This window comes from Pseudomonas agronomica (assembly GCF_025917275.1).
Classification (GTDB): domain Bacteria; phylum Pseudomonadota; class Gammaproteobacteria; order Pseudomonadales; family Pseudomonadaceae; genus Aquipseudomonas; species Aquipseudomonas agronomica.
In genome coordinates this window covers 1-11,548 of record NZ_JAOSHO010000139.1, presented here as the reverse complement: position 1 = coordinate 11,548, position 11,548 = coordinate 1, and the positions used below count along the sequence as shown (strand labels likewise).

The 11,548-nt window shown below is 61.2% G+C and carries 10 protein-coding genes; 7 read left to right on the top strand and 3 right to left on the bottom strand.

The genetic code is table 11. From position 1 onward, the window contains the following. Nucleotides 1-42 precede the first annotated feature (42 nt). Nucleotides 43-531, bottom strand: a complete 489-nt coding sequence (locus OC610_RS12595; RefSeq protein WP_003206849.1) for an Lrp/AsnC ligand binding domain-containing protein — start codon at nt 529-531, stop codon at nt 43-45. A gap of 155 nt (nt 532-686) precedes the next feature. On the opposite strand from OC610_RS12595, the gene dadA reads away from it, so the two are divergent. The 6 genes from dadA to OC610_RS12565 all read left to right on the top strand — a co-directional run bounded on the left by dadA (nt 687) and on the right by OC610_RS12565 (nt 6,821). Next, nucleotides 687-1,991 carry a D-amino acid dehydrogenase gene (gene dadA / locus OC610_RS12590; RefSeq protein WP_264428070.1) on the top strand — a complete coding sequence of 435 codons (1,305 nt, stop codon included), beginning with the start codon at nt 687-689 and terminating at the stop codon, nt 1,989-1,991. After that, nucleotides 1,963-2,316 carry a RidA family protein gene (locus OC610_RS12585; RefSeq protein ID WP_264428069.1) on the top strand — a complete coding sequence of 118 codons (354 nt, stop codon included), beginning with the start codon at nt 1,963-1,965 and terminating at the stop codon, nt 2,314-2,316. The genes dadA and OC610_RS12585 overlap by 29 nt, the downstream gene beginning before the upstream one ends. Before the next feature lie 97 nt (nt 2,317-2,413). Continuing rightward, on the top strand, nt 2,414-3,487 hold the full coding sequence (gene alr, locus OC610_RS12580; protein WP_264428067.1) for an alanine racemase: 1,074 nt from the start codon (nt 2,414-2,416) through the stop codon (nt 3,485-3,487). Nucleotides 3,488-3,615: 128 nt separating this feature from the next. Then, complete coding sequence (locus OC610_RS12575; RefSeq protein WP_030138196.1) at nt 3,616-4,164, top strand: cupin domain-containing protein; 549 nt, start codon at nt 3,616-3,618, stop codon at nt 4,162-4,164. 183 nt (nt 4,165-4,347) lie between these two features. Next, on the top strand, nt 4,348-4,761 hold the full coding sequence (locus tag OC610_RS12570; protein WP_030138195.1) for a c-type cytochrome: 414 nt from the start codon (nt 4,348-4,350) through the stop codon (nt 4,759-4,761). A gap of 137 nt (nt 4,762-4,898) precedes the next feature. Further along, nucleotides 4,899-6,821, top strand: a complete 1,923-nt coding sequence (locus tag OC610_RS12565) for an acetyl-CoA hydrolase/transferase C-terminal domain-containing protein (protein WP_264428065.1) — start codon at nt 4,899-4,901, stop codon at nt 6,819-6,821. Between the two features lie 122 nt (nt 6,822-6,943). Here the strand turns inward: OC610_RS12565 and OC610_RS12560 are convergent, their stop codons facing one another. Together OC610_RS12560 and rep are read right to left on the bottom strand one after the other, a co-directional pair. Beyond that, entirely contained in the window at nt 6,944-7,516 is a 573-nt protein-coding gene (locus OC610_RS12560; protein WP_042728997.1) for a xanthine phosphoribosyltransferase, read from the bottom strand. A 53-nt stretch (nt 7,517-7,569) separates the two neighbouring features. Further along, entirely contained in the window at nt 7,570-9,579 is a 2,010-nt protein-coding gene (gene rep / locus OC610_RS12555) for a DNA helicase Rep (RefSeq protein ID WP_030138189.1), read from the bottom strand. A gap of 273 nt (nt 9,580-9,852) precedes the next feature. Here rep and OC610_RS12550 point away from each other — a divergent pair, with 273 nt between their 5' ends. Beyond that, entirely contained in the window at nt 9,853-11,523 is a 1,671-nt protein-coding gene (locus OC610_RS12550) for a putative bifunctional diguanylate cyclase/phosphodiesterase (protein WP_264428063.1), read from the top strand. The last annotated feature ends 25 nt before the right edge of the window (nt 11,524-11,548 follow it).

Here is an 11,548-nt window from a genome sequence, read left to right as displayed (position 1 = left end):
GTGGGAGCGAGCCTGCTCGCGAAGGCGGTCTGAAGCCAACCGTCAATCCGGAATCGGCAGGTTCAGGCTCTCTTTCACTTCTTCCATCACGATGTAGCTCTTGGACTCACGCACGTGGGGCAGCTTGAGCAGGATGTCGCCCAGCAGCTTGCGGTACGAGGCCATCTCGGAAATCCGCGCCTTCACCAGATAGTCGAAGTCCCCCGACACCAGGTGACATTCGAGCACATGAGGCAATTTCAGCACGGCGCGTCGGAATTCTTCGAAGGTATCGCCGGACTTGTAATCGAGGCTGATCTCGACAAACACCAGCAGGCTACCCTTCAAGTGTTGCGGATTGAGCCGGGCGTTGTAGCCCATGATGATGCCTTCGCGCTCCAGCCGTCGCACCCGCTCCGTGCACGGCGTGGTGGAGAGGCCGACCTTTTCGCCCAGTTCGGTGAACGAGATTCGCCCATCCGCCTGAAGGATGCGCAGGATGTTGCGGTCGATCTTGTCCAGCTCGCGTTTGGTCTGAGTGTTGGTACGCACAGGTGATGCGCCTCCGTGAAAAGGGTTTTTGCCGAGAATTCTCGCCAAATATAGGCATTTATATAGTGAAAAGCACTGGCTGATCTTTTTTACACTGCGCGCATCTAAGGTTTGTACAACAAACGTCAGCGGTTATCCGCGATGAGGGTTTCAACATGCGCGTTCTGGTCTTGGGTAGCGGCGTCATCGGTACCGTCAGTGCTTATTATCTGGCTCGTGCCGGGTTTGAAGTGGTGGTGGTCGACCGTCAGCCGGCGCCTGCCATGGAAACCAGTTTCGCCAACGCCGGCCAGGTATCGCCGGGTTACGCCTCGCCGTGGGCCGCGCCGGGCGTGCCGCTCAAGGCGATCAAGTGGCTGCTGCAACGCCACGCGCCGCTGGCGATCAAGGCCACTGCCGACATCGATCAATATTTGTGGATGGCGCAGATGCTGCGCAATTGCACCGCGAGCCGCTATGCCATCAACAAGGAGCGCATGGTCCGGCTTTCCGAGTACAGCCGTGACTGCCTCGATGAACTGCGCGCCGAAACCGGCATCGCCTACGAAGGCCGCAGCCTGGGCACTACCCAACTGTTCCGCACCCAGGCCCAGCTCGATGGCGCGGCCAAGGACATCGCTGTTCTGAAGGAATCCGGCGTACCGTTCGAAGTCCTCGATCGCGAAGGCATCGCCCGCGTCGAACCGGCCCTGGCGAATGTCACTGATATCCTTGCCGGTGCCCTGCGCCTGCCAAATGACCAGACCGGTGATTGCCAGATGTTCACCACTCGCCTGGCGGAAATGGCCGTGAAGCTCGGGGTGCAATTTCGTTTCGACCAGAATATCGAGCGCCTGGATTTCGCCGGCGACCGAATCAATGGCGTGTGGATCGATGGCAAGCTGGAAACCGCCGACCGTTATGTCCTGGCGCTTGGCAGCTACTCGCCGCAACTGCTCAAGCCGCTGGGTATCCGTGCGCCGGTGTATCCGCTCAAGGGTTACTCACTGACCGTACCGATCGCCAACCCAGCGATGGCACCGACTTCAACCATCCTCGACGAAACCTACAAGGTCGCGATCACCCGGTTCGACAACCGTATCCGCGTTGGCGGCATGGCGGAAATCGCCGGTTTTGACCTCTCGCTCAACCCGCGCCGGCGCGAAACCCTGGAGATGATCGTCAACGACCTTTATCCTCAGGGCGGCGATTTGGCCCAGGCCAGTTTCTGGACCGGCCTGCGCCCGACCACTCCGGACGGCACGCCGATCGTTGGGGCAACACCGTTCAAGAACCTGTTCCTGAACACCGGCCACGGCACCCTCGGTTGGACCATGGCCTGTGGTTCCGGTCGCCTTCTCGCGGACCTGATGGCAAAGAAAAAGCCACAGATCAGCGCCGAAGGCCTCGATATTTCCCGTTATGGCAGCAAACCCCAGGAGTCCGCGAAACATGGCAATCCAGCGCCAGCTCACCAATGACCGCATGAGTCAGGTTGTCGTGCACAACGGCACCGTTTACCTGGCAGGGCAGGTCGGCGACGACATGAGTGCCGGTATCGAACAGCAGACGCGCGAGACACTGGCCAATATCGAGCGACTGCTCGACCTGGCTGGGACCGACAAGAGCCGCCTGCTGTCGGTGACGATTTACCTGAAGGACATCGACGCGCACTTCGCCGGCATGAACGCGGTGTGGGACATATGGCTGCCCAAGGGCGTCGCCCCGGCCCGCGCCACGGTGGAGGCCAAATTGTGCGAGCCGCAGATCCTGGTGGAGCTGTCCGTCGTCGCGGCGCTGCCCTGATCGCTGTCAAAACTCTCCCTCTCCCGGCGCTGTTGTCGGCTGATGCCGTCAGCCGGCGCCGGTTTTTTTAACCATGACCGCCTAGAAGCCTGCCGCCATGCGTCCTGCCCGTGCCTTGATCGACCTCCAAGCCCTGCGTCACAACTACCAGCTAGCCCGTGAGGTCACGGGGGCCAAGGCCCTGGCGGTGATCAAGGCTGACGCTTATGGGCATGGCGCGGTGCGCTGCGCCGAGGCCTTGCAGGAAACCGCTGACGGTTTCGCGGTGGCGTGCATCGAAGAGGCCCTGGAGCTGCGGGCCGGTGGGATTCGCGGGCCGATCCTGCTGCTGGAAGGTTTCTTCGAGGCCGATGAACTTGCCTTGATCGTTGAGCACGACTTCTGGTGCGTGGTGCATGCATTGTGGCAGCTCGAAGCGATCGAGCACGCGACGCTGGGCAAGCCGATCACGGTCTGGCTCAAGCTCGATTCGGGCATGCATCGGGTCGGCCTGCACCCGGATGATTTCCAGCCGGCGTATCGTCGTCTGCTGGCCAGTGGCAACGTGGCGAAGATCGTGTTGATGAGCCACTTCGCCCGCGCCGATGAATTGCATGATCCCAGCAGCTTGCAACAATTAGCGGTATTCGAGCAGACCCGCCAGGGCTTGATGGCAGAGGTCAGCCTGCGCAACTCGCCAGCGGTGCTGGGCTGGCCGCAGATTCCCAGCGACTGGGTGCGGCCCGGCATCATGCTGTACGGCGCGACGCCTTTCGAAGAAGCCAATGCCGTTGCTTCACGCCTGCAACCGGTCATGACGCTGGAATCGAAAATCATCAGCGTGCGTGAACTTCCCGCCGGCGAGCCCGTGGGCTATGGCGCGCGCTTTGTCACGGCGCAACCGACCCGGGTCGGCGTGGTCGCCATGGGGTACGCCGACGGCTACCCGCGCCAGGCGCCCAACGGCACGCCGGTACTTGTGGATGGGCAGCGTAGCCAACTGGTCGGGCGGGTATCGATGGACATGCTGTGTGTCGATCTGACCAACGTTCCTCAAGCAGGACTTGGCTCAACCGTGGAGCTGTGGGGCAAGAACGTCCTCGCCAGTGACGTTGCCCAGGCTGCCGGCACGATTCCCTACCAGGTCTTCTGCAATCTGCGACGGGTGCCAAGGCTCTATTCCGAGGGCTGACACCCAGCGTGACCTACCGAAAGTCGCCTCACCGCACAGGATTCGGGCCAAGGTGTTGTAAATACTGAACGCTGTCGCCATGATAACGCTCACTTTCCACACAACCTGATTCCCTGGAGGCTCCAGCATTGGACGTCGGTGAACGACTGCAATCCATTCGTAAACTCAAAGGCCTTTCCCAGCGTGAACTCGCCAAGCGCGCGGGCGTCACCAACAGCACCATTTCGATGATCGAGAAGAACAGCGTAAGCCCCTCGATCAGCTCGCTGCGCAAGGTCCTTGGCGGGATTCCCATGTCCATGGTCGAGTTTTTCTCCGAAGAAATCCTCCAGGAGAAACCGACCCAGATCGTCTACAAAGCCAACGAACTGATCGACATCTCCGACGGCGCCGTGACCATGAAGCTGGTGGGCAGGGCGCATCCGAGCCGGGCGATTGCCTTCCTGAACGAAATCTACCCGCCCGGCGCAGATACCGGTGACGAGATGCTCACCCATGAAGGCGAAGAGACCGGAATCCTGGTGGAAGGGCGGCTGGAATTGGTAGTCGGCGCCGAAACCTTCGTGCTGGAGGCGGGCGACAGCTACTATTTCGAAAGTACCAAGCCCCATCGTTTCCGTAATCCGTTCGACGTGCCGGCGCGACTGATCAGCGCAGCCACACCGGCCAATTTCTAGAAGAAGAGACGCCGAACCCGCAGGGCAAAGGCGCTCGAAGGTTGGGCTGTCATGACAAACAAGACCCTTGCGACTTTGGGGTTGTTTCGGAGTGACAGGCTTACCGCTATACTTGCGCCCGCCTGCAAACCGTGGCCGCAGGCGTGACTAGCCACCATTGAGGGTGTACGCGTGAACCTAATTATGAAAATGCTGGCTGCACCAGCAACCGTATTGGCCCTATGGGCTGCGAGCGCTCAAGCGGCGCCGACCGATGATATTGCCAAGCGCCTTGAACCCGTCGGCCAGGTTTGCGTCCAGGGCAAGGAATGCAAGGGCATGGAAGTGGCTGCCGCGGCAGGTGGCGCTGGTGGTGCCAAGGCGCCAAAAGACGTCATCGCCAAACATTGCAACGCTTGCCACGGTACCGGCCTGCTGGGCGCTCCGAAAATCGGTGACAAGGCCGCCTGGAAAGAACGCGCCGACCACCAGGGCGGCCTTGACGGCATCCTGGCGAAGGCCATTACCGGTATCAATTCCATGCCGCCTAAAGGCACCTGCGCCGATTGCACCGATGATGAACTCAAAGGCGCCATCAAAGAGATGTCCGGCCTGTAACAGGCATTCATCTTCCGCAAAAAAGCCGCTTACGAGCGGCTTTTTTGTGTCTGGGATTTTTTTCCGGACTGGTCATCGCAACCAAGACCCGGCAAGCTCGGTCCAACCCACATTCATGGAATGTCCCGGAGGGTCGGATGGTGCAGTTGTGTTCAATCGAACAGGCGGTGGATGACGTACTCGAGCGTCTGCCCGCGCATATCCACCTCGGCATGCCCCTGGGGCTGGGCAAGCCCAACCTGTTCGCCAACGCGCTTTACCAGCGCATTGCGCAAATGCCCGAGCGACAGCTGACCATTTACACAGCACTGAGCCTGGGTCGACCGAGCTTGGGCGACGGGCTGCAGAAGCGCTTCCTCGAGCCCTTTGTCGAACGGGTCTTCGGTGATTATCCAGAACTCGATTACCTCGCCGATCTGCAGCGCGACAGCCTGCCGGCCAATATCCGCGTCCAGCAATTCTTCATGCAGCCCGGCAGTCTTCTGCACAGCGCTTCGGCCCAGCAGGACTATGTCAGCAGCAACTACAGCCACGCCGCCCGGGATATCAATGGGGCTGGCTTGAACCTGATCGCGCAACTGGTGGCGAGCGACCCGGAACATCCGGATCGCTTGAGCCTGAGCTGCAACCCGGACATCACCCTGGACCTGTTGCCGATGATCGCCAAGCGGCGCGAGGCGGGGGAAACCATTCTCATGGTGGGCCAGGTCCACAGCGATTTGCCCTACATGCCCGGCGATGCGGAAATCGGCATCGATGGCTTCGACCTGTTGATCGATGAGAAGGACAGCCACACGTTGTTTTCCACGCCGAACATGCCGGTGGGTTTCCAGGATCATTTGATCGGCCTGCACGCCAGCACCCTGGTGCGCGATGGCGGTACGTTGCAGATTGGCATCGGCTCCATGGGCGATGCGCTGACGGCGGCACTGCTGGCGCGCCAGGCCGATAACGCCGGTTACCAGGCCCTGCTGGCGGACGTGAACCTCAGCCAGTGGGCGCAGTTGATCGAGCGCGAGGGAGGGGTCGAGCCTTTCGCCAAAGGGTTGTACGGTTGCAGTGAAATGTTCGTCAACGGTTTGCTGGTGCTGGCGGAGGCCGGGATTATCCGGCGCAAGGTCTACCCTGACGAACCGACCCAGGAACGGGCCATCGCCGGAACCCTCGACGAGGCGGCGCAGCCCGACGGCATCTGCATCCATGGCGGGTTCTTCCTCGGTCCGCGCAGTTTTTACGAGCGCCTGAGGGAGTTGCCGCAGAGCCGGCTGCTCGAATTCAACATGACCCGCATCAGCTACATCAACGAGCTGTACGGCCGGGAGCAGCTCAAGCGCTTGCAGCGCCTCGATGCGCGTTTCATCAACACGGTCTTCACCATGACCCTGATGGGCGCCGGGGTGGCGGACCAGTTGGAAGATGGACGGGTGCTCAGCGGTGTCGGCGGACAGTACAACTTCGTCGCCCAGGGCCATGCGCTGGAAGGGGCGCGCTCGATCCTGCTGTTGCGCAGTTGGCGGGAATCGGGCGGGGTGGTCAGTTCGAATATCGTCTGGGAATACGGCCATTGCACGATTCCCCGGCATCTGCGGGACATCGTGGTGACCGAATACGGCATTGCCGACCTGCGGGGCAAGACCGACGCAGCCGTGATCGAGGCACTGTTGAACATCAGCGATTCACGCTTCCAGCCCGGCCTGATCGAGCAGGCACAAAATGCCGGCAAGTTGCCGAAGGATTTTCGTCTCGACCCGCGGTTCGCCGACAACACGTCGGAGCGTCTACAGGCGATCCAGGCGCGGCATCCCAACCTTTTTCCGGAATACCCGCTGGGCTGTGATTTCGATGGGATCGAGCGGGACTTGTTACGGGCGCTGAACTGGCTGAAGAGCAAATTCAAGCTCACCGAGATCCTGGACCTTGGCAAGGCCGCCCTGGATGCGCCGGAGCCCTGGGAATATGCCGGGCATCTGGAGCGGATGCAGTTGACGAATCCCGAGGGGCTCAAGGAGGAGTTGTACCAGCGGTTGCTGCTGGCGGGGCTCAAGGCGACTGCGCCATAACGGCCGATCCAAACCCCCTGTGGGAGCGAGCTTGCTCGCGATAGCGGCCTGTCAGACACATTTCAGGTAATTGATACACCGCTATCGCGAGCAAGCTCGCTCCCACAGAGGGTAGGGCGTGATCAATCGATAAAGGTCACAACCCCACCCGCCAGCGACTTCACCCGAGCCAACGACTCGACGCGATAGCCCTGGGCATCCAGTTCCGCGCGGCCGCCCTGGAACGACTTCTCGATCACGATCCCCAGCCCGGCGACGGTGGCGCCGGCCTGCTTGATGATCGAGATCAGCGCCTGGGAGGCTTTGCCGTTGGCCAGGAAGTCATCGATGATCAGCACGCGGTCGCTGCTGGTCAGGTGACGCGGGCTGATGGCGACGGTGCTTTCGGTCTTCTTGGTAAACGAATACACGGTGGCCGACAGCAGGTTTTCCGTCAGGGTCAGCGACTGTTGCTTGCGGGCGAAGATCACCGGCACGCCAAGGTTCAGCCCGGTCATGATCGCCGGGGCAATGCCCGAGGCTTCGATGGTGACGATCTTGGTGATGCCCGAATCCTTGAACAGCGCGGCAAATTCGTCGCCGATCAGCTTCATCAACTGCGGGTCGATCTGGTGGTTGAGAAACGCATCGACCTTCAGGACCTGGTCGGACAGCACGATGCCTAGCTCGCGGATTTTCTGGTGCAGGGCTTCCATGAAGCCTCCTCTGATGACGCGTTCAGCGCCTGAAGTCGTTGAGAAAAAATAGTCTAGCGCTTCAACATCGCGCGTATATCCGCCAGGGCATTGTTGCCGCGAACGGCTTTGACTTCCGTTGGCGTGTCGTCGTTGCCTTCCCAGGCCAGGTCGTCCGGCGGCAATTCATCGAGAAAGCGGCTCGGGGCGCAGTCGATCACTTCGCCGTACTGCTTGCGCTTGGCGGCGAAGGTGAAGGCCAGCGTCTGGCGCGCCCGGGTGATGCCAACGTAGGCCAGGCGCCGTTCCTCTTCGATGGTGTCGGCCTCGATGCTGGAACGGTGCGGCAGGATTTCTTCTTCCATGCCCATGATGAACACGTAGGGAAACTCCAGGCCCTTGGAGGCGTGCAGGGTCATCATCTGCACGCCTTCGGCGCCGTCTTCCTCTTCCTGCTGGCGCTCGAGCATGTCCCGCAACACGAGCTTGCCGATGGCGTCCTCGACGGTCATGTCGCCGTCTTCATCTTTTTCCAAGGTATTTTTCAACGCCTCGATCAGGAACCAGACGTTGCTCATGCGGTAGTCGGCGGCCTTGTCGCTGGAGCTGTTGGTGCGCAGCCAATTCTCGTAGTCGATGTCCATGACCATGCTGCGCAGCGCCGAGATCGGATCTTCGCCGGCGCATTGCTCGCGGACCTTGTCCATGAAGCGCTTGAAGCGCGCCAGGCGGTCCGTGAAGCGGCTGTCCAAATGTTCGCCCAGACCGATTTCGTCCGTGGCGGCGTACATCGAGATCTTGCGCTCGGTGGCGTAGTTGCCGAGTTTCTCCAGGGTGGTCGAGCCGATTTCCCGGCGCGGCACGTTGATCACCCGCAGGAAGGCGTTGTCGTCGTCCGGGTTCACGATCAGGCGGAAGTAGGCCATCAGGTCCTTCACTTCCTGGCGACCGAAAAAGCTGTTGCCCCCCGACAGGCGATAGGGCACCTGGTGATGCTGCAGTTTCAGTTCGATCAGCTTGGCCTGGTAGTTGCCGCGGTACAGGATCGCAAAGTCGCTGTACGGCCGGTCGGTGCGCAGGTGCAGGCTGAGGATTTCCATGGCCACGCGCTCGGCTTCGGCGTCTTCGTTGCGGCATCGGATCACGCGGATCTCATCGCCGTGGCCCATCTCGCTCCACAGTTGCTTTTCAAACTCGTGGGGGTTGTTGGAAATCAGCACGTTGGCGCAGCGCAGGATGCGGCTGGTGGAGCGGTAGTTCTGCTCCAGCATCACCACTTTTAGCGATGGGTAGTCTTCCTTGAGCAACATCAGGTTTTCCGGCCGCGCGCCACGCCAGGCATAGATCGACTGGTCGTCGTCGCCCACCACGGTGAACTGGTTGCGTTTACCGATCAGCAACTTCACCAGCAGATACTGGCTGGCGTTGGTGTCCTGGTATTCGTCCACGAGCAGGTAGCGAACCTTGTTCTGCCACTTCTCGAGGATATCGGCGTGGTCCTGGAACAGCTTGACCGGCAGCAGGATCAGGTCGTCGAAGTCCACCGCGTTGAACGCCTTGAGCGTGCGCTGGTAATGGGCGTAGACGATGGCGGCGGTCTGTTCCTTGGGGTTGCGAGCGTTCTCCAGGGCCTCGGGCGGCAGGACCAGGTCGTTTTTCCAGGCGCCGATCATGTTCTTGATCTCGTCGACGCCGTCGTCGCCCGAGTACTCCTTCTGCATGATGTCCGTCATCAGGGCCTTGACGTCGGTCTCGTCGAAAATCGAGAAGCCCGGTTTGTAGCCCAGTCGCGCATGTTCCTTGCGGATGATGTTCAAGCCCAGGTTGTGGAACGTGCAGACGGTCAGGCCGCGGCCTTCGCCGGCGCGCAACAGGCCACCGACCCGCTCTTTCATTTCCCGGGCGGCCTTGTTGGTGAAGGTCATGGCGACGATGTACTGGGCGCGGATGCCGCAGTTCTGGATCAAATGCGCGATCTTGCGGGTGATCACGCTGGTCTTGCCGGAGCCTGCACCGGCGAGCACCAAAAGAGGGCCGCCGACATAGTTCACGGCTTCTTGCTGCCGGGGATTGAGTCGGGACATGACAGGTTCAGGGAGTCGTTTGCGAAATGGGCCGGCATTTTAACAGGCTCTGAGAATTGTGCTGCCCTGTCCGACTTGTGACGCTGCCCATCATCTCCATTTGCCGCTTTTGTCACTTTCCCTCAGGATGCGGACAGAATTTAGGTCTAACGTTCGTTTTTGGATGAATAAACGCTCAAAAGCGGGTGTTTGAGAACCATTGGCATTGGTGATTGGTCTTTGGCAAGTCATAATGCCCCGCGCCTACCACCTTGCAGAGTCTAGGGAGTCAGCTTGTCTACGCCTGTCGAACCCTTGCGTTTGCTGTTGTTGGCCGAAACGCCTGAGTGGTCTGCGATATTGCGCGAGTGCCTGGCGCCCATGGGAGCCTCGGTCGTGCTGATCAGCGCTCCGAGCTGGGAATCGGTCAGCAGCCTGTTCGAAGACAACCGCAACGCGGTGCTGCTGACCGTCGCCTCTCTGCAGCCGGCGCCCGGTCGCTGTCGTCTGCCGACGGTCCTTTTGCTCGAGCATGAGCCTTCGACCTCCCCGGACGGTGTCAGTGACTGGCTGGTGCGCGATGTTCTCGACGAGGCGACCTTGCGCCGTTGCCTGCGCCATGTGCGCGAGCGAGGGGTGCTGGAAAATACCCTGCAACGACTCGCCGAACAGGACCCACTGACCGGCATCGCCAATCGCCAGGGCTTCCAGACCCTGCTAACGGCGCGCCTGGCTGAAAACGAAGGCCGCGGCCTCGCCCTCGGTCATCTGGACCTCGATAATTTCCGTCACGCCAACGATGCCCTCGGCCACCAGGCCGGTGATCGGCTGATCCTGCAAGTGGTCTCGCGGCTCAGGGGCTCGCTTGAGGCCGGTGATCAGCTGGCGCGGCTGGGCAGCGACGAGTTCGCCCTGCTGATCGACACCCGCCGTGCGCCCCAGCGCGCGGAGTGGATGGCCGAACGCATCACCGAGGCCATGGCCGAACCCTACTGGGTAGATGGGGAAAGCCTGTTGATCGGTTGCAGCCTGGGTATCGCCCATGCGCGCGCCCAGGCCGGCGCCGATCCCTTGATGTGGCACGCCCACATCGCCATGCAGCAAGCCAAGAGCACACAAGGCTGCACGTTTCATATCTTCAATGAACGCATCAATCGCAATGCCCGCAGCCTCGCCGACCTGGAAAGCGAACTGCGCCGGGCGCTGCGTCGCGATGAACTGGAGTTGCACTACCAGCCCCGGTTGAACCTTGATGGCGGCCATATCGTCGGCCTCGAAGCGCTGGTGCGCTGGCGTCACGGCGAGCGTGGCCTGCTGCCTCCGAGTGAATTCGTGCCGCTGGCCGAGCAGAGCGGCTTGATCGTGCCGTTGGGCTACTGGGTGATTTCCCGGGCACTGCGGGATATGCAGGCCTTGCGCGAACGCGGGCTGGCGCCGCTGCACATGGCAATCAACCTGTCATTCCGGCAGTTCCAGGACAGCCAGCTGCTGCCGACCCTGAGTCGATTGATCGCCGAGCGGGGCGTCGAGGCCCAGTGGCTGGAGTTCGAGCTCACCGAAACCGCCGTCATGCGCCGCAGCGAACTGGTCAAGCAGACCATGGATGCGCTGGGGCGCCTCGGGGTGCGCTTTTCCCTGGACGACTTCGGCACCGGGTTCTCGTCGTTCGTGCACCTCAACAGCCTGCCGATCGCCTTGCTCAAGATCGACAAGAGCTTCGTCGGCGGCATGGAGCAGCGCGAGGAGAACCGCAAGCTGGTGCACGCGATGATCAACCTGGCCCATAACCTCAACCTGGAAGTGGTCGCCGAAGGTGTGGAAACCGCTGAACAACTGGACCTGCTGCGTGGCTTCGGTTGCGATCAGGTGCAGGGATTCCTGATCAGCAAGCCGTTGCCGCTGGTTGAGCTGGTTGAATACTTGACGTTCGGGGGTGATGGGCAATCCACGGTGGAAGTGAGTTGATCAAGACCCTGTGGGAGCGAGCTTG